The sequence below is a fragment of the Cobetia sp. 1CM21F genome (assembly GCF_023161745.1).
GTDB classification, from domain to species: domain Bacteria; phylum Pseudomonadota; class Gammaproteobacteria; order Pseudomonadales; family Halomonadaceae; genus Cobetia; species Cobetia amphilecti.
Genome location: NZ_JALNTQ010000001.1, coordinates 823984 through 848697 on the forward strand (window position 1 = coordinate 823984; position 24714 = coordinate 848697).

General features: G+C 63.9%; 19 protein-coding genes. 7 read left to right on the forward strand and 12 right to left on the reverse strand.

Annotated features, from left to right (window positions below):
* Nucleotides 1-72: 72 nt before the first annotated feature.
* The 5 genes from MSG32_RS03400 to MSG32_RS03420 form a co-directional block, all read right to left on the reverse strand.
* Nucleotides 73-1245: a LacI family DNA-binding transcriptional regulator gene (locus MSG32_RS03400; RefSeq protein WP_248377653.1), complete on the reverse strand. Its 1173-nt coding sequence runs from the start codon at nt 1243-1245 to the stop codon at nt 73-75.
* A 145-nt stretch (nt 1246-1390) separates the two neighbouring features.
* Nucleotides 1391-2443, reverse strand: coding sequence for a D-glycerate dehydrogenase (locus tag MSG32_RS03405; protein WP_248377655.1), 1053 nt, complete (start codon nt 2441-2443; stop codon nt 1391-1393).
* Between the two features lie 61 nt (nt 2444-2504).
* A complete protein-coding gene (locus MSG32_RS03410) occupies nt 2505-3533 on the reverse strand; it encodes a sugar kinase (protein ID WP_248377657.1) in 1029 nt (342 codons plus the stop codon).
* Between the two features lie 107 nt (nt 3534-3640).
* Nucleotides 3641-5233 carry an aldehyde dehydrogenase (NADP(+)) gene (locus MSG32_RS03415; protein WP_248377659.1) on the reverse strand — a complete coding sequence of 531 codons (1593 nt, stop codon included), beginning with the start codon at nt 5231-5233 and terminating at the stop codon, nt 3641-3643.
* A gap of 208 nt (nt 5234-5441) precedes the next feature.
* Nucleotides 5442-6218: an SDR family oxidoreductase gene (locus MSG32_RS03420; protein ID WP_107334523.1), complete on the reverse strand. Its 777-nt coding sequence runs from the start codon at nt 6216-6218 to the stop codon at nt 5442-5444.
* A gap of 648 nt (nt 6219-6866) precedes the next feature.
* On the opposite strand from MSG32_RS03420, the gene MSG32_RS03425 reads away from it, so the two are divergent.
* The 4 genes from MSG32_RS03425 (at nt 6867) to MSG32_RS03440 (ending at nt 10698) form a co-directional block, all read left to right on the forward strand.
* On the forward strand, nt 6867-7832 hold the full coding sequence (locus tag MSG32_RS03425) for a tripartite tricarboxylate transporter substrate binding protein (protein ID WP_043334189.1): 966 nt from the start codon (nt 6867-6869) through the stop codon (nt 7830-7832).
* A 59-nt stretch (nt 7833-7891) separates the two neighbouring features.
* Nucleotides 7892-8362, forward strand: a complete 471-nt coding sequence (locus tag MSG32_RS03430; protein ID WP_107334525.1) for a tripartite tricarboxylate transporter TctB family protein — start codon at nt 7892-7894, stop codon at nt 8360-8362.
* On the forward strand, nt 8362-9882 hold the full coding sequence (locus MSG32_RS03435; protein WP_248377661.1) for a tripartite tricarboxylate transporter permease: 1521 nt from the start codon (nt 8362-8364) through the stop codon (nt 9880-9882). Before MSG32_RS03430 ends, MSG32_RS03435 begins: the two co-directional genes overlap by 1 nt.
* Nucleotides 9883-9996: 114 nt before the next feature.
* Nucleotides 9997-10698: a FadR/GntR family transcriptional regulator gene (locus MSG32_RS03440; RefSeq protein WP_043334187.1), complete on the forward strand. Its 702-nt coding sequence runs from the start codon at nt 9997-9999 to the stop codon at nt 10696-10698.
* Nucleotides 10699-10904: 206 nt separating this feature from the next.
* Here MSG32_RS03440 and dauA read toward each other — a convergent pair whose 3' ends face one another.
* A complete protein-coding gene (dauA, locus tag MSG32_RS03445; protein WP_248377671.1) occupies nt 10905-12656 on the reverse strand; it encodes a C4-dicarboxylic acid transporter DauA in 1752 nt (583 codons plus the stop codon).
* 314 nt (nt 12657-12970) lie between these two features.
* On the opposite strand from dauA, the gene MSG32_RS03450 reads away from it, so the two are divergent.
* Nucleotides 12971-13159: a ribbon-helix-helix domain-containing protein gene (locus MSG32_RS03450; RefSeq protein ID WP_248377673.1), complete on the forward strand. Its 189-nt coding sequence runs from the start codon at nt 12971-12973 to the stop codon at nt 13157-13159.
* A 165-nt stretch (nt 13160-13324) separates the two neighbouring features.
* Here MSG32_RS03450 and MSG32_RS03455 read toward each other — a convergent pair whose 3' ends face one another.
* Nucleotides 13325-14611, reverse strand: coding sequence for an FAD-binding oxidoreductase (locus MSG32_RS03455; protein ID WP_248377675.1), 1287 nt, complete (start codon nt 14609-14611; stop codon nt 13325-13327).
* Between the two features lie 256 nt (nt 14612-14867).
* On the reverse strand, nt 14868-16295 hold the full coding sequence (locus MSG32_RS03460; protein ID WP_248377677.1) for a sodium:solute symporter family protein: 1428 nt from the start codon (nt 16293-16295) through the stop codon (nt 14868-14870).
* 220 nt (nt 16296-16515) lie between these two features.
* Between MSG32_RS03460 and MSG32_RS03465 the strand changes: the two genes are divergently transcribed.
* On the forward strand, nt 16516-17454 hold the full coding sequence (locus tag MSG32_RS03465; RefSeq protein ID WP_248377679.1) for a LysR family transcriptional regulator: 939 nt from the start codon (nt 16516-16518) through the stop codon (nt 17452-17454).
* Nucleotides 17455-17463: 9 nt separating this feature from the next.
* Here MSG32_RS03465 and MSG32_RS03470 read toward each other — a convergent pair whose 3' ends face one another.
* Both MSG32_RS03470 and MSG32_RS03475 read right to left on the reverse strand, forming a co-directional pair.
* Nucleotides 17464-19524 (reverse strand): CocE/NonD family hydrolase, encoded by a 2061-nt coding sequence (locus MSG32_RS03470; RefSeq protein WP_248377687.1) that lies wholly within the window; start codon nt 19522-19524, stop codon nt 17464-17466.
* A gap of 283 nt (nt 19525-19807) precedes the next feature.
* A complete protein-coding gene (locus tag MSG32_RS03475) occupies nt 19808-21037 on the reverse strand; it encodes an aromatic ring-hydroxylating dioxygenase subunit alpha (protein WP_248377689.1) in 1230 nt (409 codons plus the stop codon).
* Between the two features lie 146 nt (nt 21038-21183).
* On the opposite strand from MSG32_RS03475, the gene MSG32_RS03480 reads away from it, so the two are divergent.
* Complete coding sequence (locus tag MSG32_RS03480; protein ID WP_192839284.1) at nt 21184-22053, forward strand: LysR family transcriptional regulator; 870 nt, start codon at nt 21184-21186, stop codon at nt 22051-22053.
* 60 nt (nt 22054-22113) lie between these two features.
* On the opposite strand, the gene MSG32_RS03485 is transcribed toward MSG32_RS03480, so the two are convergent.
* Nucleotides 22114-23679: an aldehyde dehydrogenase family protein gene (locus tag MSG32_RS03485; RefSeq protein ID WP_248377691.1), complete on the reverse strand. Its 1566-nt coding sequence runs from the start codon at nt 23677-23679 to the stop codon at nt 22114-22116.
* A 3-nt stretch (nt 23680-23682) separates the two neighbouring features.
* On the reverse strand, nt 23683-24708 hold the full coding sequence (locus MSG32_RS03490; RefSeq protein ID WP_348983951.1) for an NAD(P)-dependent oxidoreductase: 1026 nt from the start codon (nt 24706-24708) through the stop codon (nt 23683-23685).
* Nucleotides 24709-24714: the final 6 nt, after the last annotated feature.

Genomic DNA, 24714 nt, shown 5'->3' on the forward strand with positions numbered 1-24714 from the left:
GTCCATGCTCGGGTGCTGCGCGGCTTGTCGATGCTCACAAGGCATGACGTGCCGTTCAGCTGAAGCTTGGTATCAGTGCTGCGGGGGCGTCGCGACGCTGGCGTCGTCAGGACTCCCGCAGGAGCGGCGTATCTTGAGTTCCGGCGGCATGATGACGCTTTCTCGCTCGCCGCCGGGATTGGCGATCCGGCGCAAGGCCAGGCGCGCCGCCTGCTCCCCGATGGCGTAGGGGTGCGTGGCGATACTGGTCAGGGGCGGGTCACCCAGTTCGGCTTCCTCGACGTCATCGGTGCCGATCACGGCGCAGTCGCGGCCGGGCTCGAGCCCCATCTGGCGCAAGCCCAGCATGGCGCCGAAGGCCACCAGGTCGTTGTGGCAGACCACCGCCGTCGGGCGCGGGCTTTCCTGCATCAGACTCTTGATCAATTCATGACCGACGCGTCGGGTCACGCCGTTGCCACGCACCAGGCGGCGATAGGCCAGGCCGTGGCGGTCCAGCGCGGCCTGATAGCCCAGCCAGCGGTCATGGCTGACCGAGTGATCCGCGCCGCCGATGAAGGCGATGCGCTGATGGCCCAGGCCGACGAGATGATTGACGGCCATCTCGGCCACGCGCCGGAAATCGGTGCCGGCGTAATCGAAGGGCGGCGCGTCCAGATAGCGCATCACTTGAATGCAGGGCATGCCCCAGTCGGCCAGTTGATGGATCAGGTTGGGGTCTGTGTGTTCGGCGGGGCACAGCAGCAGACCATCGACGCGATGTTCACGCATGCGCTCGATGAAGCGCTGCTGGCGCTCGGGGGAATCCTCGCTGTTGGCCAGGAATGATACATAGCCTTCCTGGTGCAGGGCGGCATCGATCCCCGCGACCATGGAGCCGAAGAAGGGGTTGGCGATGTCATAGACCACCACGCCCAGGGTGGCGGTGCGGCTGCCACGCATGGCGGCGGCGCCACGGTTGTAGACATAGCCCAGCGCCTTGATGGAGGCCTGGACCTTCTCGCGGGTGCGCTTCGCCACCAGTGGGCTTTCGCGCAGCACCAGCGAGACCGTGCTGCGCGAGACCTTGGCGTGGGCCGCGATATCCTGAAGCGTGATGCTGCTCGAGGCGCTCTGAGCCGAGAGGCCCTGAGCTGACGAGCCCTGTGGTGATGAGCCTTGTGATGATGAGCCTTGTGATGATGAGCCCTGAGCTGACAGGGCGGCATCTTCCCGAGCAGGGGGTGGCGTGATGGGCGCTTTCATGGCGTCGTTCCTGGGCGTTTTCTTGTTGTCATCCCAAGCCTGGGCTGGGGCGCTGGCGTTTTGGATTGTTCCAATTCCTTGTCGTCAGCATAGAGCAATCCCTCGGCTATCCCTTCAGCACTTTGGTCTGGCAGGCGGGCCCGTGCTAACGGCGCGACCAGTGGGCTTCATTGACCGCGCTCAAGGGGGATTCGCCTGCCAGCGCCAGCAGCAGGTTGTCCAGCGCACGCTGCGCCATGGCGCGCCGGGTCTCATGGGTCGCCGAGCCGATATGCGGCAGCGCCACGACCTGAGGCAGGCGCGTCAGCGGCGAGCTTGCCGGCAGCGGTTCCTGCTCGAAGACATCCAGCCCCGCCCCACGAATGCCGTCGCGCTCGAGACACTCGATCAAGGCGCCTTCATCGATGACGCGCCCGCGGGCGATGTTGATCAGAAAGGCGCTGGCGGGCATCAACTCCATTTCGCGCCTGCCGATCAGGCGTTCGGTCTGCTCGCTGAGCGGGACGGTGACGCACACGAAGTCGCTGGTCTCGAGCAGTGAATCCAGTTCGACGCGGGTCGCGCCAAGCTCGCTTTCCAGCTCAGGCTTGGGGGAGGCGTTCGAGTACTGGATGCGCATGTTGAAGCCGAGCGCGCCGCGCCGTGCGATCGCCGCGCCGATGCGTCCCATGCCGATCATCCCCAGCGTCTTGCCGTGCACATCCGTGCCGAAGTGGGACGGTGTGAGGCTCTCTGTCCATTGGCCATCGCGAACCTTGCAGGCCAGCTCCACCGCGCGCCGCGCCGTGGCCATGATCAACAGGAAGCCGGTGTCCGCCGTGGTCTCGGTCAGTACATCCGGGGTGTTGCACAACAGGATGCCGCGCGCGTTCATCGCCTCCAGCGGGTAGTTGTCATAGCCCACCGAGACCGAGCAGATCACGCGCAGTACAGGGGCGGCGTCCAGCAGCGATTGCGTGATCACATGGCCTGAACTGATCAGGCCGTGGGCATCTCGCAGGGCAACGCGCAGCGCGTCTTCCCGTGCCTGTGCGGACAGGCCATCCGGCAACACCACGACATCATGATGCTCGCGCAGGGTGCTCATCTGGTCATCGTCGAGTGCCTTGAGCACGACGACCTTGCGGCGGGGCAGGGGGTTGGCCGCGTCGCTGGCCATCTGGCTGGCACCCTGGGGCGAGTAGTGCTGTGCGTGCATGGAGGACTCCTTGAGTTCATGAGCGTTCGCCACGAACGGATCGACAGGATCGGATCGCGACTCAGGACACGAGACTGGCGGCCTCTCCGTTCTCGATCGCCGTGAGTGTCTGGCGATCCGGCAGGCCCTCCATGTCACCGCGCACCTGCACCGCACGACTGCCCAGCAGGTTGGCGCGCAGCATGGCAGCTTCAGGTGACAGTCCATCGAGCAAGGCGCTGATGGCACCCACCGCAAAGGCATCGCCGGCACCGACGGTATCGACGACCTGATCGACGCGCTGGCCGGGGACATTGAAGGCGGCTTCCTGGCCGCCGATCAGCCCACGGTAATAGCTGCCCTCAGGGCCGAGCTTGATGATGACGGCCTTGGCACCTTGTTCGAGGTAGTGGCCCGCGATGGCCTCGGGGGTCTTGTGGCCGGTCAGACGTTCGCCTTCCGCCAGTCCCGGCAGCACCCAGTCAGCGCGGCTTGCCAGCTGATTGAGGGTGTCGCGCATCTCACGCTCGCTCGACCACAGGGTGGGGCGCAGATTGGGGTCGAACGAGATGCTGGCGCCTGAGGCGCGGGCCTGCTCGAAGAGGTGGAAGGACAGCTCGCGGCAGCTGGGGGAGATGGCCGGCGGAATGCCGGTGGCATGCAGGTGGCGCAGGGCGCTGAAATCGATGCCATCGGCATCGCGTGCATTCATGCGGCTGGCGGCGCTGCCCTGGCGGAAGTACTCGACATGCGGGTCTTCGCCCTGACTGGCGCGCGCCTTGAACATCAGGCCGGTGGGCGCCTCACTGTCCCGAGTCAGATGGCGACAGTCCAGGCCATTGTCTTGCAGGGTCTGGCGCAGATAGCACCCGAGACTGTCGTCACCCACGCGGCTCAGCCAGCCGACATGAAAGCCCAGGCGGGCGAGGCCGATGGCGACGTTGGTGTCGGCCCCGGCGATACGGCGCTCGTAATGTGAGACGTGCGCAAGATCTCCCTCGCTCTCGGCGACCAGCATGGCCATGGCTTCGCCGAAGGCGAGGATTTCCAGTGGCGAGGAAGAAGGGGAAGAGGTGGGCGTCGAAGACGCGCTGGCTTGCTCAGACATCATGGCGTGTCCTTTGTCCTGGAGACATTCCTTGTATTTGTCAGGCATGACGGCGCGGCTGGCGAAGCCGCGCCGTCATGGTAGTGCTGTACCGATAGTGCTGGTGCGACTCAGTGCTGGCGCTTGCCGTCCACCAGGCGTGGCAGGTCCGCGTTGTCACGCAGGGTCGGGCTCAGCAGTGCTTCGGGCAGGTCCTGGTAGCACACCGGACGCAGGAAGCGTTCGATCGCCGCGCTGCCCACCGAGGTGGTGCGGCTGTCGGAGGTGGCAGGCCAGGGGCCGCCGTGGACCATCGCCTGGCAGACCTCGACACCGGTCGGCCAGCCATTGGCGAGAATGCGCCCCGCGCGACGCTCCAGTACCGGCATCAGGCTGCGTGCGGCATCGATATCGGCATCGTCCAGATGCAGGGTGGCGGTCAGCTGGCCTTCCAGGTGCTCGCAGACCGCACGCATCTCTTCCAGATCGCGACAGGCGATGACCAGCGAGCTGGCACCGAAGACCTCTTCCTGCAATGCGGCTTCACTCAGGAAGTCGCTGCCGGTGGTGCGGAACAGCGCGGTCTGACACGGGCTTGCGTTGTCACCATCCAGCGCACCGCGCGCGACTTCCTGTACCTGAGGCAGGGCAGAGAGTTTCTCCACGCCACCGCGGTAGGCGTCGTGAATGCCCGGCGTCAGCATCGTCTGGCAGGCACTGGCCGCGACATTGTCGGCGGCGGTGTTGAGGAAGCGCTCCAGCGCCTCACCTTCCAGCGCCAGCACCAGCCCCGGGTTGGTGCAGAACTGGCCGGCACCCATGTTGAGCGAGGCGATGAAGGCCTGTCCCAGCGCTTCGGCGCGGGCTTCCAGCGCGGCCGGCATCAGCAGTACCGGGTTGATGCTGCTCATCTCGGCGTAGACCGGAATCGGTTGCGGGCGGGCCTGAGCCGTCTTGAGCAGTGCCGTGCCGCCACTGCGCGACCCGGTGAAGCCCACGGCCTGGATGCGCGGGTCATTGACCAGTGCCTGGCCCAGGGTGTTGCCGTTGCCGTAGAGCAGCGAGAAGACGCCTTCCGGCAGGTTGCAGCGTTTCACGGCACGCTGGATGGCGCCGCCGACCAGCTCGGACGTGCCCGGGTGAGCGGAATGCGCCTTGACGATGACCGGGCAGCCCGCCGCGAGGGCCGAGGCGGTATCGCCACCGGCCACCGAGAAGGCCAGCGGGAAGTTGCTGGCCCCGAACACCGCCACAGGGCCGAGACCGATACGCCGCTGACGCAGGTCGGCACGTGGCATCGGGCTGCGTTCCGGCATGGCCGGGTCGATGCGCACATCCAGCCATTCCCCGGCGCGTACGACACCGGCGAACAGACGCAGCTGACCGCAGGTGCGTCCGCGTTCGCCTTCCAGACGTGCACGCGGCAGGCCGGTTTCCTGAAGGGCGCGTTCGGTGATCTGCTCGCCGATGGCCTCGATTTCCTCGGCGATGGTCTCGAGGAAGCCGGCGCGGGTCTCGGCGTCCGTCTCCCGGAAGCTGTCGAAGGCGTCATGCGCCAGCTGGCAGGCCAGCTCCACCTCGCGGGCACCACCGGCCGGATAGGCGGGGTCCAGTCGTTCGCCATTGGCAGGATTGATGGCATGAACCGGCTTGCCGTCAGCCAGCAGGCTCTGCTGGCCGATGAGCTGATGGCCGCGCAGTGTCGTCTGATCGGAAGGTGACATGAGGCGTCTCTCTTTTCGTTGGGCGTGCTGTGCGTGGGACGTACGGTGCGTGGGGCCTGGGGTGCGTGGTAGGTGCTGTGCGTAGGACGCGCAGTAGGCCAGGGGGGCAGCCACCTCGACAGGCCAGGCCGGTCGAGGCGTCACCGCCTTGGGGGTTGCGCGTCACTTCACGTCATTCCACCGCGCTGAGGGTCACAGGCGACATGCCTTACGGGCACATCTGGCCGCCGTTGATGTCGATCACCTGACCGGTGATGTAGCCACTGGTGGCGTGCGAGGCGAGGAACAGGAAGGTCGGCGCACATTCTTCTGAGGTGCCGAAACGGCCCATGGCGATGCTGCCGGCGATCTTGGTGCGCAGCTCTTCGCTCTTGTCGGCATGGAAGACGGTATCGATGGTGCCCGGCGACACGATGTTGAAGCGCACGTTGTCCTTGGTGAATTCCTTCACCCAGTTGCGATGCAGGTTGTGCAGCATGGCCTTGGTGCCGCCGTACAGGGAGGCGCCCAGACCGCCGCCTTCGCGACCCGCGATGGAGCCGGTGCTGATGACGCTGGCGGTGGTGCCGGAGTCCTTGGCGGAGGCCTTCAGGTGCGGCATCGCGTACTTGGTGGTCATGATCGCGGAGCGCAGGTTCAGGTCCATCACCAGGTCGAAGGCGGCATCGTCCAGACTCTCGAGTCCTGCTCGCACGCCCAGGCCACCGGCGTTGTTGACCAGCACGTCCATGCCGCCGAAGGCCTTGGTGAAGTCTTCCACCAGTGCGGCGCAGCCTTCGCTGGTGGACAGGTCACGTGCGAAATATTCAAAGCGCGCCCCGGTGGCTTCCAGCTGGGCGATGGCGTCACGCGCGGCGTCATCCTGCTGGCGGCTGTTGATGCCGACCACGGCACCCTCACGGGCGAAGGCGACAGCGGCTGCCAGACCAATGCCCTTGGTAGAGCCGGTGATGAGAACTTTCTTCTGCTTGAGATCGGTGAACATGTGGGATTCCTGACGGTGGAAAGCCGTACGCTCTTGGAGGCGGCATGGCGAATGAAAGGTGGAGGGGCCTGCGGCGAGCATCGGCTCCCTCTCGGCACGAGTCACCTTAGCCCAGACAAACAGGATCGACAAACAAATAATGACAACTAGCGAATAGTGCTTTAGTGCAGTCCCGCCGATCAAATGACATGAGAAGGATGTCCTGAGGCCTGGTTCGCGCGGTGCTGAGCGGGGCTGTAGGGAGAGGGGGCTGTGCTTATCAGGCAAGAGACTGAGTTGTCGTGAAATTCCTGTTAAAACCCATAAATCAAGGGTTTGTGGCTATTCAGGCGATGCTGCTCGGCCGACGAGCCGCAAGGCGTTGCGGCCATTGGATAAGGGTCGCAGGGGCCGGGGTCGGCTATCCTAGGGGTTGATCCGGCCAGCCCGTCACGACCTGCAACCCCCGCTCCCTCCCTGCCGTCCATTTTTGGATTGGTCTAAAGTTCAAGTTGTCATAACTTGTAAAATTCGTGCATCCCGCTGACACTGATCTGCGTATTCGGGGCAGTCATCGCCAACCCTCAAAGCGGCTGCCCCACGCTGCAACGCCACAATCGACACAGCCACGCAACGCCTCCATAACAAGACAACGAGAGAGTCTTCGCCATGCGTAAATTGTCACAAGTCCTCTGCGCCTCCGTGCTGACCCTGTCCGCTTCCGCGGTGATGGCAGCCGACTATCCCTACAAGCCCATCACGCTGATCGTGCCCTGGTCTGCCGGTGGCGGTACCGATGCGGTCGGTCGTCAGCTGGCGGCGGGCCTGCAGGAAGAGCTCGGTCAGCCGGTCAATGTGGTCAACAAGACCGGCGGTTCCGGGGTGGTGGGGCACATGGCCATGAAGATGGCGCGTCCCGACGGCTATACCCTGGGGCTTGGCACGGCAGAGATCGCCACCTATCAGCATATCGGCACCGCGCAACTGTCCTATGAGGACTTCACGCCGATCGCGCTGCTCAACCTGGACTACGCCTCCTTCACGGTGAATGCCGATTCCGAATGGAAGACGCTGGATGATGCCCTGTCGGCGCTGAAGGCCAACCCCAGTGACTACACCGTGTCCGGTTCTGCGCCGGGGGCGGCCTACCATCTGTCCTTCGCGGGCTTCCTGGATCAGCAGGGCATCAACCCGAATGACGTGACGCTGGTACCCAGCGAAGGCGCGGCACCGGGCCTGCAGGAACTGGCCGCCGGTGGCGTGGATATCGTGTTCTCCTCGCTGCCGGAAATCGAATCCATGCGCCAGTCGGGTCGCGTCAAGGCGCTGGCGGTACTCGCCAATGAGCGTGTCGATTCCTTCGAGGACATTCCGTCTGCCAAGGAGCTGACCGGTTCCGAGTGGAGCCAGGGTTCCTGGCGTGGTCTGGTCGGCCCTGAGGGTCTGCCGGAAGAGGTCACCGCGCGTCTGTCTGAAGCGACCGAGAAGGTCTGGAAGTCCGAGCAGTTCCAGGACTTCATGGCCAGTCGCGGTTACGGCACCGTGTGGGAAGATGCCGAAGGGTTCCGTGCCTTCATGAAAGATCAGGACGAAAAGAACGCTGCCACCATCGAAAAGCTGGGGCTGGCCAACTGAGCACGTCGCATCGCTTGGTGTTCGAACGTTTCCTCCTGAGTCTTCATGAGTAACCGCACATGCGTACCAACGACAAGGTAACGGGTGTGGTGACGGCAGCCTTCGGGGCTGCCGTCATATATGCCTCCCTCGACCTGAAGAACCTGCCGCGCCAGGAATATGGGGCCGGTACCTTTCCCACCGTCATCGGCGCACTGCTGATACTGTTCGGGGCCATCCTGCTCGTCCGTGGGCTGCGCAATCGTGAAGTCTGGTTTGCCTGGCAGCACCCCGTGCCGCTGATCACCTTCATTCTGACGCTGGTGGCCATCTGTGCCTCCATCATCGCCTACATCTATCTCACCCCGGTGGTCGGCTTCCCCGTGGTGTCCTTCGTATTGCTCACCTTGCTGCTCTACACCTTCCATCATCGTCGCTGGATGCCCGCTGCCGGCATCGCGGTGACGGCGACAGGGGTGATCTGGGGCGTGTTCGGCCAGTTGCTGCACGTGCCGCTCGAGCTGGGACTGCTGGAAAAGGTGATCTACTGATGAGTGACTTACTGCAAGCCGCCACGATGGTCTTCACCTGGGAAGTGATGCTGATCATCCTGGCCGCCTCCCTGTTCGGGCTGTTCATGGGCGCGATTCCGGGCCTGACCGCCACCATGGCCACGGCCCTGCTGGTGCCGGTCACTTTCTTCATGGACCCGCTGCCGGCCATCGCCGCCATCGTGTCCGCCACGGCCATGGCAATCGTGGCCGGGGACATTCCCGGGGCGCTGTTGCGAATCCCCGGTACGCCAGCCTCGGCGGTCTATACCGAGGAAGCCTATGCCATGGGCAAGCAGGGCAAGGTGGGCCTGGCACTGGGTCTCAACGTGACCTGCTCGATGATCGGCGGCGTGATCGGGGTGCTGATCCTGGCCTTATTCGCACCGCGTATTGCCGAGTTCGCCATCCAGTTCACCAGCGATGAGTACTTCTGGCTGGCACTGCTGGGGCTGTCCTGCGCGATCCTCGTCTCGGGGCGTGATCCGCTCAAGGGCGGCATCTCGATGCTGGCGGGTCTGGTCATCGCGATGGTGGGCATGGACAGTGTCTCCGGCCAGATGCGTTTCACCTTCGGCAACTACGACCTGCTGGCCGGTATCTCCATCCTGCCGGTGCTGATCGGCCTGTTCGCGATCTCCGAGCTGATTCGCCGCATGCCCGAGACGCGCAATCCGGCGCCAATCGTGCCGCCGGTCATCAAGCGTCCCTTCGAGGGCGTCGGCTCGACCCTGTGGAAGTACAAGGGCGGCGTGCTGCGCGGCGGGGCACTGGGAACCGTGATCGGCTCTCTGCCCGGCGCCGGTGCCGACATCGCCTCCTGGATCAGCTATGCCGTCAGCCGCAAGTTCTCCCGAACGCCGGAGAAGTTCGGCAAGGGCCATCCCGAAGGCCTGGTGTCGGCCAGTTCCGCCAACAATGCGTCGCTCTCCGGTGCCTACATTCCGGCGCTGGTGTTCGGTATCCCGGGCGATACGGTGACGGCGATCATCATCGGCGTCCTGATGACCAAGGGCATCACGCCGGGGCCGGACGTCTTCACCGACCAGGCACCGCTGGTGAACGCCATCTTCATGGTCTTCGTGCTGGCCAACCTGTTGCTGTTGCCGCTGGGCTTCATGGCGATCCGTGGGGCGCGTCACATCCTGTCGATTCCCACCGGCATCCTGTTCCCGCTGATCCTGATGTTCTGCATCGTCGGTGCCTTCGCGGCCAACAATGCCATGTTCGATATCTGGATCATGCTCGGCATCGGCCTGATGGGCTTCTTCATGGCCGAGAACGACTTCCCGGTCGGGCCGATGATTCTGGCAGTGATTCTCGGGCCGATCGTCGAGAGCAACTTCATGCGTTCGATTCTCAAGTCCAATGGCGACCTGACCGCCTTCGTGGACCGTCCCATCGCCATGGTGCTGGCCATCGCCGCGGTGGCGGTGTGGAGCATGATCATCGTCAACGGGGTGAAGGCAGGGCGCAAGGCACCGCAGGCAGAGGAAGCGACTCAGCCCCAGGATGCCTGAGCGGGCGTCAGCCGCGCGGCCTTTCCTCAACTGGCAGGGTTTCCGGTAGAATTGCACACCATCCGACATGCCTGAAGGTGGACCAAGAGTGATGAGAAAGGGCGACATGACACGATGAGTGACGCAGCCAAGCATTCACTGGCGCTGGTGGTCTACGAGAAGATTCTGGCGGCCATCATCAGCGGTGATTACCCCGTCAACAAGAAGCTGCCCACCGAGGCGCGCCTGTGCGAGCTGTATGAGGTGTCGCGTCCGGTGCTGCGTGATGCGCTGGCGCGGCTGCGCGAGGACAATCTCGTCGTCTCGCGGCGGGGCTCGGGCAGCTTCGTCATCAATCGACCCGACAGCGCCGTGCTCGAATTCGCGCGTATCTCCAGCATCGCCGACATCCAGCGTTGCTTCGAGTTTCGCACCAATGTCGAGGCCAGTGCGGCGGGCCTTGCCGCACTGCGGCGCACCCCGGAGCAGCTGGAGCACATTCGCCAGCGCTTCGAAGCCATCAACCAGGCCAATCTCAACCATGATCGCGCCTCGGATGAAGACTTCGAGTTCCATCTGGCGATCACCGAAGCGGCCAGCAATCACTACTACGCCACCGTGCTGCGCTCGCTCAACCAGAGCATCAAGGAGGGGATGAACCTGACACGCGGCCTGTCACTGCGCGCCTCGGAGGAACGCCTGCGCATCGTTCAGGATGAGCATCAGGCGATCATCGATGCGATTGCCGACAAGGACGCCACGGCGGCCGAAAGCGCGATGCGGGCGCATCTCGAAGGCGCGCGCCGACGCATGTTCGAAGGCGTTCATGCGCCTTAGCCTCTCAAGAAGTAAGCCCCACAACAGGCAAGCCCCTCCAGAGGTTAGTCCCTCGACAGGTAAGCGTTCCGCCGACACGTCATGACCCACGACAATGCCTCTGATCGTCACCGATCAGAGGCATTGTCGTATCAGGAGACGTGAAAACGCGGCCTGCAGGCGCGCAAGCAGCTTGTGAAGATAGGCCGAGCACGATGCCCGCAAGGCTAGTGTTCGCCCAGCCAGCGACGTGCCACGGCGACGGCGCGTGGCAGGCTGCGGCACCAGCTGAGCTTGTGCGCACGCGTGCGAATGCCGGCCCGACGCAGCTTGACGATCAGATGGCTCGGCAGCCCCGCCAGAATCAGCGCCACTCGCTGGTGATGCATGTCATCGATCAGGGATTTCAGGGCCACGATGGCCGTGCCATCCATGCTCGGCACATCGCTCATGTCGAGAATCACGACCCGGACCCTGTCATCGACCAGGCGCAGTGAGGTCAGCGCCTTCTCGGCCACGCCGAAAAACAGGGGGCCATCGATGTCGTAGAGCGCGATGGCGCTGCTGTCGCTTCCCTCGCACGGTGTCTGGCGAAGCGCCTCGCCCTTTTGCGTGTCGGTGATCTGGCGGGTCTGCGTCAGCTGCATCATGCGGCGTATGAACAGCGCCGCCGCCAGTCCGACGCCGACTGCCACCGCCAGCACCATGTTGAACAGCACGGTGAGGCCGAAGCAGATCAACAGGATCGCCACATCGCCTCCCGGGGCGGAACGCAGGCTATGCACGAAGTGGCGAGCCTCACTCATGTTCCAGGCGACGATGAACAGCAACGCCGCCAATGTCGCCATCGGCACCTTGCCCAGCAGATCCGCCAGTGCGATCACCGCAAGCAGTACCACCGCGGAATGCACCACTGCCGCCAGTGGTGAACGGGCTCCGCAGCGAATGTTGGTGGCGGTGCGTGCGATGGCGGCAGTGGCCGTGATGCCCGCGAACAACGGCGCTATCAGATTGCCCAGCCCCTGGCCGATCAACTCCGCATCCGGGTCATGGCGCGTTCGCGTCAGTCCATCGGATACCACCGAGCACAGCAGGGATTCAATCGCCCCCAGCATGGCAATGGCGATGGCGGGCCCCATCAATGCACGGATCAGCTCGAAATCCAGTGTCAGCGGCTGACCATCCGCGCCGGGCAGCTGCCAGGGAGCCACCAGTGTTGGGGCGATGGGCGGAATGCCCGTGCCGCTGCTGCCCGCCGCTTCCCAGCTGAATCGGGAGGCGATGGTTTCCACCAGCGGGCCCTGGGTGTCACCGCCGAAGGCGAGTTCGAGCGCATGGGCCGCCAGTGCGCCGCCGATCAAGCCGACCAGTGGCGCGGGGACGGGCAGATGCAGGCGTGGCCACAGCAGCATGACGGTCAGTGAAAAGACCCCGATGGAGAGCTCATGAGGGTTCAGCGTCGGCAGGGCGGCCAGAATATGCCCGACATTCTCGACGAAGTGCTCGCTGAGCTGGCCGACACTCAGGCCCAGAAAGTCAGGCACCTGCAGGACGGCGATCACCACGGCGATGCCGGCGGTAAAGCCGAGCACGACCGGATAGGGCACGAACTGGATCAGCCGCCCCATGTGCGTCAGCCCCAGCAGTATCAGAATCGCCCCCGCCATCATGGTGGCGATCAACAGGCCGCCGAGTCCGTACTGCTGAACGATGGGGAACAGGATCACCACGAAGGCCGCGGTGGGCCCGGAGACGTTGACGCGTGAGCCGCCCGTCATGGCGATGATTGCCCCCGCGACGATGGCCGTATAGAGGCCATGCTGTGGCGCGACCCCGGCCGCGATGGCCAGTGCCATGGACAGCGGCACTGCCACGGTGCCGATGGTCAACCCGGCCAGAATATCCTGACGCAGATCGGTGAGGCCGTAGCCTGAGTGCCATGCACTGCGCAGGCCGGTGGCAATCGGGGGGAGGCGCATGGGAGAGCGCTTGGAGGTCATCGGGGCGGGTCCTCGCGGAGGGAATCTCGACGCTGAACCTGGTGCTGGCCGTATCAGGGCATGGCGTGGCATGTCCGAACATGACACTGCGCCAGGCGACAGCAGGCCAGCCGTCTGTGACGGACTGCCCTGTCATGATCATATGATAATCACATGGTAAAAACATTAACATGTAATTATCATGATCGTCATTCGCTTGCCCAGAGGTTCGGCGCGGGGTCACAAGGATTGGCTTGTCGGTATCGGCGTCCCGGCATTACCATCTGATGTTAATGATTTCGGGAGAGCTGAAGATGGAAAAGAAGACCGCACGCCTGACCCTGATGATTGACCCGCACAAGAAGCAGGCCTTCGAGCAGCTGTGTGCCTCGCAGGATCAGACGCCGTCTCAGGTCGTCCGTCAGTTGATCCGCGACTATCTGCAGGCGCATGGCGTCGAGTACGCGTCCCAGCCCGGGCGTCCACAACCCCCATCTTCCTGAACGAGCGGGTTGGGTGGGGCGCTCTGACAAGCCCTGCGCTGATTAGCCTGCTCTGACGCAAGAGACAAGAAGCCCCTGACAGGTTCGCCTGTCAGGGGCTTTCGTCTTCAGGGGCTTTCGTCTTCAGGAGCCAGGGTGCCGTCCTGCTTGCTCAGGGGAGCGGGATCATTGGCAGAACCTGGCGGGCGACAGGCTGCGCGCGTATTCCGGCAGGGGCTCGTGCGCCACTGTGCGTGCCACCAGATCGCCCGTCTCCGCCGAGAGTGTCAGGCCCAGGTGGCCATGCCCGTAGGCGAGCAGCAGGCCGGGGCAGCCGGGCATTTCGCCTACTACCGGCAGGCCATCGGGAGTGGAGTGGCGCACGCCCATCCAGTGGCGGGCGACGTCGAGCGGCTGACCGAAGAGTGTCTCGCCCCATTGCTTGAGGGCTTGCCAACGCTGCTGCGAGGCGGGGCGCGATGGCGCGCAGAATTCGGTGGTGCCCGCCAGGCGTATGCCTGCGGCCATGGGCGAGGCGTAGAAGTGATGCGCCAGCCAGCCCACCGGGCGTGAGAGTGGCAGCGAGGTGGCGAGCTCGATGTGATAGCCGCGCTCGCTGACCACCGGCAGTCGCTTGCCGAGTCCTGCCAGCAGCGTATTGCTGGCGATACCGGCGCAGATCACCACATGCGAGACCTCCTGCGAGGTGGTGGCGGTGTCGATGCGCCAACCACCACTGGAAAGCGGTGTGAGGGCATCGACCTGCTGCGCCGTCCACTCAAGGCCGCCTTCTTCGAGCTGTGCGAAGAGCTGGCGGCTGAGTGACAGCGGACTGGTGAGATGGCGGGTATCAGGGAAGTAGAGGCCACCTGTTAGTCCCTTCGAGTTGAGCGACGGTTCCAGATCCCGCAGCTGGTTCGCGCCCAGTGCCTGACATTCGACTCCGTCATGGCGTTTCGCCCGGGCCATCTTCTCCAGCGCTGCCGGGGTGATGGCGGTGTCGCGCTGGATCTGCAGGCAACCTGTCTGGCTGGCCAGTGCAGTGGGCGCTCTGGTCTGCAGATCATCGATCAGAGCATGCTGTCGTTCGACGGCATTGGCCAGCAGGGCGATCAGGTCCGCCTTGTGGCGCTGGAAATTGGAGGGCGTTGCCGCCTTGAGGAAGCGCCAGCCGAAGTCCGTAAGGGCTGGGGTGTGGCGCAGAGCGATGGCAAGGGAGGGTTGCCTGCTCAGCAGGTGGCCCGGCAGCTGACGCAGGGTATCGCCGCTGGCCATCGGTGAGGTGGCGTAGTTGGCGATGAGGCCGGCGTTGCCGAAGGAGGTGCCTTCGCCGATGGGATTCGGGTCATACAGTCGAACGTGATAGCCACGTGCCTGCAAGGCGCGGCAGGTCGCCAGACCGATGATGCCGGCGCCAATGACGGCAATGCTGTCGTGACTCGCCGCTTCGGCGGCGGAGGATTGCGGGGTCATCGCGCGTACTCTCTTTGCCGGTCATGCCGGGCGGATTGCCCGACATGATCGGCGTGATGAAGACGGTGGCAGGGCCATGACAGAGCCATGACGGGCCATGACAGAGCCTTGGAAGACTCATGGTCGAGTAGCACAGGCCCTGCCGATGGCTCAGTTGTCGCGGTAGAACTTCCAGGAGGCGATGGCGATGCCCACGGCGGTGAGGATGCTCAGCAGGCAGATCACATACAGGGTCAGTCCGAACATGGTCAGGTCCTCAGGAGTGGGTGGGCTGGGATGGGGCGTTCTTGCCGTTGTGGTCCGGCGCCGCGTTCAAGAACTGGTAGACGAGGGTGAAGACCACGATATTGGCGATGACGCCGGCGATCAGCGGCGTGATACCACTCAATGCCTCAAGCTCCAGGCCGCTCCATTTCCAGACGCTGGTGGCCAGTGCCCCGGCGAGCATCGCGGCGATGCCGGCCCGCTTGCAGCGAACCTTGAACAGCACGGCGAAGATGAACGGCAGCAGGATGGTCGGCGCCCACAGCGCGTAGCTCAGCAGCAGCGCATCGATGATCGAGGTGGCGTAAAGCGCGAAGACGATGGCGCCCAGCCCGATGGCCAGATTGACACCGCGCTCGATCCACAGCTGCTGCTTGCCGGACATGGCGGGATTGATGAAGGGCTTGTAGATGTCGGTCACGAAGATGACCGCTGCCGAGTTCAGGTAGGAATCCGCCGTCGACATCACCACGGCCAGCAGTGAGGCGAGCACCAGACCGGTCAGACCCAGCGGCAGGGCGTCACGAATCAGTTCCGGCATGGCTTGATCCGGCGAGATCTGCGGATAGAGCACCAGCGCGATCAGGCCGATGGTGGAGCTGACGGCATAGAACAGCAGACCGAAGCCGCCGGCCAGCGAGTAGCCGATCTTGGCATGACGTGAATCCGGTGCCGACAGGGCGCGCTGGGTGTAGGGCGGGACGAGGGTCTCGCCGAGCAGGAAGGCGATGAAGATGCTGATGAACATCAGCGGCGTGTAATCACCCATGATGCTGAAGTGCTCGGTGGGCAGCGCGGCGATCAGGGCATCGGGGCCACCGATCTTGTCGAGCCCGACGATCATGGTGATGGGCAGGAAGACCGCGAGCATCACGAACTGCACCACGTCGGTCTGGATCACGGCCCACATGCCACCGGCCGTGGAGTACACCAATACCACTGCCATGCCGATCAGGATACCGGTGCTGATCTCGATGCCCAGGATGGCATTGAAGACGGTGCCGATGGCCAGCGCCTGAGCGCCGAGGATGCCGACGCAGAAGATCAGCGAGAAGATGCCGGTCAGCAGGCGAGCGCTGCGACCATAGTGATGCGCCATGATGTCACCGACCGTCTGGGCGCCCGCATAGCGCTTGAGGCGCGGTGCGATGTAGAGGCCTGCGATGATGGTGGCGATGGGGAAGGCGGAGGCCGCGAACATGAAGGCGTAGCCCTCATCGAAGGCCTTGCCGGCGCGGCCCATCGAGGCGCCCCCGCCGAGGAAGGAAGCGGCGAGCGTGGCGAACAGCACCGGCCAGATGATCTTGTTGCCGGCGACGGCGAAGTCGGCACTGCTGGAGGTCTTCTTGGCACTGCGGTAGCCGATGTAGAGCAGTATCGCGAAATACAGCAATAGCCCCATGAGGTCGATCATATGCATTGTCTGTGGCCCTTTGTTGTTGGTTATGAGGGTCTGGTCAGCTTCCTCCCGCAGGGGGTATAAGCACAACTAAAGGCTGTCTATTAAGTCATAAGAACAATTTAGAGTCTGCCCGAGAAAGGCTAGTCTCGAGAATCCGGACATGAGTGCCCCGCCGCGAGAGCTTTGCCACAAGAGCTCTGCCACGAGAGCCCAGCCACGAGATGAGAGCCCAGCCGTCATGAAACTCAGACACAACCTGCGTCAATTGCAGATCTTTCAGGAAGTGGTACGCACGGGCAGTCTCTCCCAGGCAGCGCGTCGCCTGGCCATCACCCAACCCGCGGTAAGCACGGCGATCACCAATCTGGAAAGCGAAGTCGGCTTTCTGCTTTTTCGCCGCAACCACTACGGCACCCAGTTGACGCCGGAAGCCGTCCATCTGGCCGAGGGGGTCGACAAGGTGCTGGCCTCGGTGGGCCACCTTGATGAGCTGACCGATGGGCTGCGTGACGGCCATGCCGGCAAGCTCACCGTGGCCTCGATGCCGGGACTGTCTCCCACTGTGATGCCCCGAGTGATGGCGCGCTATCTGGTCGATTTTCCCGACAGCCGCCTGTCGTTGCAGACGTTCAGCTCGCGCAAGATCGCCGAGTGGGTTGCCGAGGGCCAGTTCGATCTCGGCGTCATCGAGTCGGACGCCGCCATCGAGGAGCTGGTGCTCGAGGAGTATCGGCTGTGCATGGCGCTTGCGGTCCCCGAAGGCAATCCTCTCGCCGAGAAGGCATCACTGAGCCCGGCGGATCTGGCCGGGGAGACCATCATCACGCTGGACCAGCATCACCAGAGCACTCTGAAACTCGCGGGTGCCTTCCAGCAGGTCGGCATGACCTTGCAGGCGAGCATCGAGACCCATCTGTTTCCCTCGGTCGCGATGCTCGTCAACGAAGGGCTGGGGATCGCCCTGATCGATCCGGTGACGGCGGAGGCGATGCTGGCACGCCGCGATTGCCATCTGCGCATTGTGCCCTTCACACCGACCATCACTCTGGATGTCGCGCTGGTCACCTCGCGCTTTCATCCCGTCTCGCGTCAGGGGCAGCGTTTCATGCCCTATCTGGCGGCAGAGCTGGCCGCCTGGCAGCAACGCTCGCAGGACAGATACGCGCCAGGCGCCTGAGCGGGCGCCTCAGACCGATGTTCTAGCCACTGTGCGCTGCCAGTCACGGCGGTGGACTTCCTCGTCATCTTGCCAGGCGATCTGCTCGGCTTCGAGATAGAAGTTCTCGGCGTCACAGCGCATGCGGTAGTGGCTCTCGACGCGGACGTCGAACTGGCCCGGGGTGGTCTCGCCAAGTGCACTGTCACGCCCGAGTTGATCGCGTCCGGCGTGGTAGTGCCAGACGATCTCGGCACGGGTGCGATCCGCATCTTGCGGGTGCGCGGTATAGCGCTCGGTACAGCGATACTCGACCCGCATGCCGGTGTCCTCGAGCGTCATCGCGCCCAGGTCATCCGCGACGATGGTGGTGACTTCGCCGCTGGCCGCATCTTCCACCACGCTGCGACTCGGCCTGGCGGCACGCTGTTCGCTGATGTTGGCCGGTGGGGCGGATTCCGGTGCCGCGAAGGGGGTGTCGACGGCCTCGCCGGTGAAGACCGGCAGCGCGAGTGATTGCAGGCCCGCTTGCAGAGTCAGAGCCGCTCGCTGGGGCGCCGGCCACACCATCGGGAAGTTGGCTGAGGCCAGTGCCACGCGCAGACGGTGGCCGGCCGGAATCCGATAGCCCGCCATGTCCAGTTCCAGCTCGATATTGACGGGCTCGCCCGGAATGAGAGGCTGCGGAGTGTCATGATCGCGCAGCGCGAGGTTGAGTACGCCGTAGGTGATGCGTGCGACCTGACCATCCGGCTGCACATCACTCAGGCGCACCGTCAGCTGGCCGCAGGTCTGGTCACTGGTCAGTGACAGCGTGAGCCTGGGCTTGCCGAGGATATCCAGCGGCGCGTCGAGCGGTTCACTGTCAAAGCACACGGCGAGTGCATCATCGAGCCGCTGATCCGCCGGCAGGTCAGGCCCGAACCAGATGGCGCAATACTCGCCCTGATGGCGACCAGCGGTCAGCGGTGAATCCACCACGACCGGCCTGGACAGTGCCTGCTGACCCTGACGCGCGTCGTCGCTCAGGCCTGATTCGCTCAGCGACATCTGGCGCATCTCGACATTGCTGGCGGGCCAGCCATCGGTCTGCACCCAGCGTCCCGGACGTTCGGCATACATCGTCTTCGGCGGCAGGGAGTCCTGCAAATAAAAGGTGGCGGACGGCTCATCCATCACGCCATTCTCCTCGCCTTTCAGCCAGTGGTCCCACCAGCGCAGCGCTTCCTGCAGGAAGCCGATGGCCGGATCGGGCACCGCGAAGTGCGGATACTTGTGGATCCACGGGCCGATCAGCGCCTTGCGCGGGCAAGTCAGATTTTCCATCATCCGCCCGACGGTGTTCTTGTAGGCATCGCCCCAGCCACCGATGGTATAGACCGCCGCTTCGACATCGGCGTAATTGGTGTTGATGGAGCCCTGCTTCCAGTAGGCATCGCGGTGCTGATGCGACAGCCAGGTCTCGGCCAGCAGCGGCATCTCGTCCAAACGCTCCTGCCACATGGCGCGCCATTCATCACCGACCAGACGCGGGTCCGGCGGTGCTGCGGAGAAACTCAGCATGGTGGCGGCCCAGGCCAGGTTCTCGTTGAGCAGGCAGCCACCCTTGTAGTGGATGTCATCCGTGTAGCGATCATCGGTGGAGCAGAGGGTGATGATGGCCTTGAGCGGTTCGGGCCGGTGCGCGGCCAGTTGCAGCGAATTGAAGCCACCCCAGGAGATGCCCATCATGCCGAGCTTGCCGCTGCACCATGGCTGATTGGCGATCCAGTCGATCACCTCCAGCGCATCGGACTGCTCCAGTGGCAGATATTCATCCTCCATCAGCCCCTGGGATTCGCCGTTGCCGCGCATGTCGACGCGAACTGACGCGTAGCCGTGGCCCGCGAAGTAGGGGTGGGTGAGGGCATCACGCGCGATGGTGCCGTCACTCTTGCGATAGGGCAGGTATTCGAGGATGGCCGGCACCGGTGCCTGTTCCGCGTCTTCCGGCAGCCAGATTCTGGCGGCCAGCTGGGTGCCGTCAGAGAGCGGAATCAGCGTGTGCTCGATCTCGCGGACGCGATGGGGGAAGTCGGTCTTGACGCGCATTCACGTATCCTTGTGTCGTCTGGGCGATGGATGCCTTGGCTCGGGAGTACTGCTTGTCACGGAAGTACTGCTTGTCACTGCCCGCGACGCCGGGGCTCGGAATTCGGAAATCAGAAGTCGGGAGTCGATGCTGGCGCATGCCGTCAAACGCCGCAAGGCGCCGTGGAGGGAAATCCACGGCGCCTTGCGGTGTCATGCGTGAGCCGTCCTGGCTGAGTCTTCAGGGCAGAGCTATCCTGGCTGAGTCGTCAGGGCAGAGCCGAACCGAGGCTCGGTGCCTGCGTCATGAAGCCACGGCGCGGAGGGGGATCAAGCGCGGGCCAAGAGTCTCGCAGTACCAATCCACGAAGCCCTGGACGCTGGCTTCATGCACCGGTGAATACGGGCCCGGCACATAGCCGCGTGAGTTCACTCCCTGTTGATTGTCCTCCACGACACGGCGATCTTCGCTGTTGGTATTGAGCCAGACCCGGGTCAGATGTTCGAGATCATAATCGACGCCCTCGACGGCATCCTTGTGCACCAGCCAGCAAGTGACCAGCTCCGTCTCGGTGGGGCTGATGGGCGTCACGCGAAACGTCATGCAGTGGTCGGGCAGGAAGTAAGCCCAGGTGCTGGGGTAGTGGAACTGGTTCAGCACGCCGGCATCTTCCTTGTGGACCTGACCGAGCCGTTTGCCGTGTACCCCGGAACTCCCGTCCAGGGTGAAGCTTTTCGCGCCTTCCACCAACGGCATGCGTGACAGGCGGAATTGCCCGTTCTGTGCCACGACATAGCGCGACGCCAGCCCTTCGGCCTCACAGGCCGCAAAATGGTCGGCGATGAAATCGGGGACTTCGTGCTCGCCGATGAAGGAAATGCGCGGATCTTCAGGGAAGGTGCGAATCAGGCTGGGGTGATTGGCGCAGCAGTGATAACACTCGCGATTGTTTTCCCAGACCAGCTTCCAGTTGCCGTTCTCGATCACCCGTGACTCGAACGCCACCTTGGCATTGTCGAGGTCATGCGCTGCCAGATAGGGCGTCGCGACCTCGATGTATGACGCGATATCGGGGGCCTCATCGGCAAGGCATACATGAATCAGGCCGGAGATCGTGCGGCAATGAACGGCGATCAAGCCGTGGTCCTCGAGCGCGAAGTCGGGCCCCATGTCGCGCGCCCACTGCAGGGTGCCGTCGAGGTCATAGGTCCATTGATGATAGGGGCACACCAGTTTCGGGGTCTTGCCCTTGTCGGTCTTGCACAGCACCGACCCTCTATGACGACAGGTATTGTGAAAGGCGCGGATCTCGTCGTCGTCGCCACGGATCACCACGATGTGGTACTCGCCGATCCGGTATGTCAGATAGCTGCCACGACCGGGCAGCTCACAGGCTGGCGCGACGAACAGCCATTCCTTGTAGTGGACCTGCTCCAGATCCTGTCTGAAGATCTCGAGGTCGGTGTAGAACGCTCTTTCCAGGGCGTGACCGGGTTGGCGGCGTGACAAGAGCTCAGTGGTCAATCGCGACATGAGACGCTCCTTTGTCAGGAATCATTGTTGTTATTGCCCTGCCGCGAGCGCATGTGAGCGCGTCAGCATCACGGGAAATGCTATTCAAGCGCAGAAAGTCATACAATCGATTGCACAGCCTTCATTGATCGGTTCTGGTGATTGAAATGGATATCAAGCTTGTCACGACGTTTCTGGATGTCTTCGAGAGCCGCAATTTCAATCGTACGGCTGATCGCCTTGAGCTGACGCAATCCAGCATCAGCGGGCGGATTCGCGCGCTGGAGGCAGAGGTCGGGGCACAGTTGTTCGAGAGGGGGCGTGCTGGCGCGACGCCAACGCCTGCCGGCATTCGGTTCGAGCCGCATGCCAGGCTTCTGGTCGCCACCTGGGACCAGGCGCGTCGCGACACGGGGGCGAGCGAGGAGCGCGATCGTCTGCTGCGTCTGGCCGGACAGTTCAGCTTGATGCGGCCCGTGCTCGTGGATTGGGTGATCAACATTCGTGCCCGCGATCAGCGCACCGCGGTCGATCTGCAGGCGGACTACTCGCTGCAGATCATCAAGGATGTGTCGCATGGCGCCATCGATATCGGCGTGCTGTATTCACCGCAGTATCTTCCTGATCTCGAGATTCAGCAGGTCGGGGAAGAGCGGTTCGTGATGGTATCGACGCATGGCCGCCATCTCGCCCAGATTCCCAAGGACACCTACCTCAATACCGACTACACCTCCTACTTTCGCCAGCGCCACCAGACGCTGTTGCCGGAGCTGGCCAACTCGGCCATTACGGTCAGTTTCGAAGGCATCGCCGTCGAGTTTCTGCGCAGAACGGGAGGGAGCACATACGTTCCTTCCCGTATCGTCGCGGACCTTGCCTCCACGATGGAGGGCCTGTGTGTCGTCGAGGATGCCCCGCAGATACTGCATCCGATCTTCACGGCTGTGCATCGTCGCCGCTGCCACTATCCGGATATCGTTCAGGCACTCACGGTGCTGAAGGAGACACTCGATACGGCAGGGGGAGCGGCCGAGTGACCCCGTCATCGACCGCTGCCTCGGGTGCTGTCCTCTGACAGGCAACACGATCACATCTGGCTACTCCAGACTCGCCCCATAGCCGAAGCTGGCGGCGGGCTCGGCTGCCGTCTCGACCCACACGCTCTTCACTTCGCTGTACTCTCGCAGCGCATCCAGCCCTGAGGAGCGGCCATAGCCGCTTTCACCGTAGCCACCAAAGGGCGAGCTGACGTGAATGGTCTTGTAGCCATTGACCCAGAAGGTGCCGGCACGCACCTGGCGTGCCACGCGGTGGGCGCGGCCGACGTCGCGCGTCCAGACGGCGCCGGCCAGCCCGAAGCGACTGTCGTTGGCGATGCGGATGGCGTCGGCTTCCTCCTCGAACGGTATGGCGACCACGACCGGGCCGAAGATCTCTTCCTGCGCGCAGGCCATGGCGTTGTCACCCAGCAGTACCGTCGGCGCGACATGATAGCCGCCGGTGTCTGGAATGGGCTCTGCTGAGCCATCGGCGAGACGCGCGCCGTCCTCGATGGCGCCGGCAAGCATCGACGTCACATGCTGGTATTGCTTCGCGTTGTTGATCGGGCCGATCTGGGTCGCCGGGTCCTGCGGGTCACCGAGGGTGAATTGCGTGGCGGCCTCGGCCAGCGCAGTGGTGAACTTGTCGAAGATCGAGGCCTGCACCAGCAGGCGTGAGCCGGACACGCAGCTCTGGCCGGCTCCAGAGAAGATGGCCGCCTGGGCGCCGCGCAGGGCCACCTCGAGATCGGCATCCTCGAACACGATGTTGGCGGACTTGCCGCCCAGCTCCAGCACGCAGGGAATGCAGCGCTGCGCCGCGGCGGTGGCGATGTGGCGGCCGGTGGCGGGCGATCCGACGAATACCACCTTGCGAATGTCGCCCTCGGCGATCAACGCCTGGCCGATGCTATGGCCGTAGCCGGCGATGACATTGACCAGCCCGCGCGGCACACCGGCGCGCTCGATCAACACGCCCAGCGCCAGCGAGGACAGCGCCGTCAGCTCCGAGGGTTTGAGAATCACCGCATTGCCGGCGGTGATGGCCGGGGCGATCTGCCAGCCGGCGGTGAAGATGGGGGCATTCCATGGCGTGATCTGCAGCACGGTGCCCAGCGGCTCGTAGGTGACGTAGTTGAGGTGCGAGGTCGGGACAGGAATCACCTCACCGTGCAACTTGTCGGCCCAGCCCGCGTAGTACTCGAACATCTCGGCGACCTTGGCCACCTCGACCCGCGCATCGCGAATCGGCTTGTTGGCGCTCAGCGCCTCCAGTTCGGCCAGGGTGTCGGCCTGCTCACGGACCAGACTGCCTATCCGGTAGATGGCGCGACCACGGGCCTGGGCGGTCAGGGCGGCCCATTGCTGTTGGGCCTCGCGGCTGGCGGCATTGGCAAGCGCGACCTGAGAGATGTCGGCATCCGGGAAGGACAGCATCAGGCTGTCATCCTGAGCATTGCGCACCTCGATGCGCTCACCGCTACCTTTGATGAACTCGCCACCGATCAGGCTGCTGACGACAAGAGTGTCGTCATGAGATTGGCTGCTGTCCTGAAAGGCCTGCATCAGTTCGGCGATACGCTGAGTCGTTGAGAATGCCGGGGTCATGTCGTGGGTCAGCATGGCTTATGCTCCGTGGCCGAAGAGAGTCGGGTCAGTGCGTTGCACGATGGCGCAGAAATCCTCGCGGTCATCCAGCGTCGCGCGGCTCTCGTTCCATAGCTGGGCGACGGCGTTGGCGAGGGGCAGTTCCATCCCGAGCTGTTGCGCCAGATCACTGGCCAGCCCGACATCCTTGCGCATCAGGCCCATGGTGAAGCCGGAATCGTAGGCCTTGTTGATCACCCAGTTGGGGAACATCACCTGACTCGCGCCACTGCGCCCGGAACCCGCATTCACGCCTTCCAGCAACTTCTCGGGGGAGACGCCCGCTCTGGCGGCCATGGCAACGGCTTCCGCCGTGCTGATCAGATGACAGGCCGCGAGCATGTTGTTGGCGATCTTGGCGACATTGCCCGCGCCACAGCGACCGACATGCACTCGGCTGCCGCTCATGGCCTCCAGTACCGGCATGGCGCGTGCCAGCACCTCATCCTCGGCGCCGATCACCATCGACATGCTGCCGCTCGCGGCGCCCTTGGGGCCGCCGGACACCGGGGCGTCGATGAAGTCGATACCGCGCGTCGCCAGCGCCGCCGCCACCTTGCGGCTGGTCTCGGGAGTCGAGGTGGTGGTGTCGATCACGATCAGTCCCGGCCTGGCCAGGGCCAGCAGGCTTTCGGCCTGGTGGTCGTCTGCTGCATCGCTGACTGGCGCATCTTCGCCGCCCAGACACAGGCGTTCGACATGCTCGGCCTTGGGCAGCGAGAGAATCACCACCTCAACCTTCGCGAGCAGCTCGGTGAGGGAATCGACCGGCGTGACGCCTGACGCAGCCGCCTTGTCACGCGCAGCCTGAGAGAGATCGAACCCGAATACGGGGAAGTCATGGCGGGCGAGAGTCGCGGCCATGCCGCCGCCCATGTTGCCCAGTCCGATGACACCGACGGTTGTTGTCATTGTGTGATTCCTGTCGTGGTGAAAGGGGGAGTAGCACCCGGTGACTCGAGTATGGACAGCGCTTCTGTGTTCCAGCAATAATCCAGAATTCACTTTAAT

Excerpts from the sequence above, each read along its gene's own strand:
- MSG32_RS03400 (WP_248377653.1), bottom strand. The coding sequence starts at position 1,245 with ATGAAAGCGCCCATCACGCCACCCCCTGCTCGGGAAGATGCCGCCCTG.
- MSG32_RS03405 (WP_248377655.1), bottom strand. The coding sequence starts at position 2,443 with ATGCACGCACAGCACTACTCGCCCCAGGGTGCCAGCCAGATGGCCAGC.
- MSG32_RS03410 (WP_248377657.1), bottom strand. The coding sequence starts at position 3,533 with ATGATGTCTGAGCAAGCCAGCGCGTCTTCGACGCCCACCTCTTCCCCT.
- MSG32_RS03415 (WP_248377659.1), bottom strand. The coding sequence starts at position 5,233 with ATGTCACCTTCCGATCAGACGACACTGCGCGGCCATCAGCTCATCGGC.
- MSG32_RS03420 (WP_107334523.1), bottom strand. The coding sequence starts at position 6,218 with ATGTTCACCGATCTCAAGCAGAAGAAAGTTCTCATCACCGGCTCTACC.
- MSG32_RS03425 (WP_043334189.1), top strand. The coding sequence starts at position 6,867 with ATGCGTAAATTGTCACAAGTCCTCTGCGCCTCCGTGCTGACCCTGTCC.
- MSG32_RS03430 (WP_107334525.1), top strand. The coding sequence starts at position 7,892 with ATGCGTACCAACGACAAGGTAACGGGTGTGGTGACGGCAGCCTTCGGG.
- MSG32_RS03435 (WP_248377661.1), top strand. The coding sequence starts at position 8,362 with ATGAGTGACTTACTGCAAGCCGCCACGATGGTCTTCACCTGGGAAGTG.
- MSG32_RS03440 (WP_043334187.1), top strand. The coding sequence starts at position 9,997 with ATGAGTGACGCAGCCAAGCATTCACTGGCGCTGGTGGTCTACGAGAAG.
- dauA (WP_248377671.1), bottom strand. The coding sequence starts at position 12,656 with ATGCGCCTCCCCCCGATTGCCACCGGCCTGCGCAGTGCATGGCACTCA.
- MSG32_RS03450 (WP_248377673.1), top strand. The coding sequence starts at position 12,971 with ATGGAAAAGAAGACCGCACGCCTGACCCTGATGATTGACCCGCACAAG.
- MSG32_RS03455 (WP_248377675.1), bottom strand. The coding sequence starts at position 14,611 with ATGACCCCGCAATCCTCCGCCGCCGAAGCGGCGAGTCACGACAGCATT.
- MSG32_RS03460 (WP_248377677.1), bottom strand. The coding sequence starts at position 16,295 with ATGCATATGATCGACCTCATGGGGCTATTGCTGTATTTCGCGATACTG.
- MSG32_RS03465 (WP_248377679.1), top strand. The coding sequence starts at position 16,516 with ATGAAACTCAGACACAACCTGCGTCAATTGCAGATCTTTCAGGAAGTG.
- MSG32_RS03470 (WP_248377687.1), bottom strand. The coding sequence starts at position 19,524 with ATGCGCGTCAAGACCGACTTCCCCCATCGCGTCCGCGAGATCGAGCAC.
- MSG32_RS03475 (WP_248377689.1), bottom strand. The coding sequence starts at position 21,037 with ATGTCGCGATTGACCACTGAGCTCTTGTCACGCCGCCAACCCGGTCAC.
- MSG32_RS03480 (WP_192839284.1), top strand. The coding sequence starts at position 21,184 with ATGGATATCAAGCTTGTCACGACGTTTCTGGATGTCTTCGAGAGCCGC.
- MSG32_RS03485 (WP_248377691.1), bottom strand. The coding sequence starts at position 23,679 with ATGCTGACCCACGACATGACCCCGGCATTCTCAACGACTCAGCGTATC.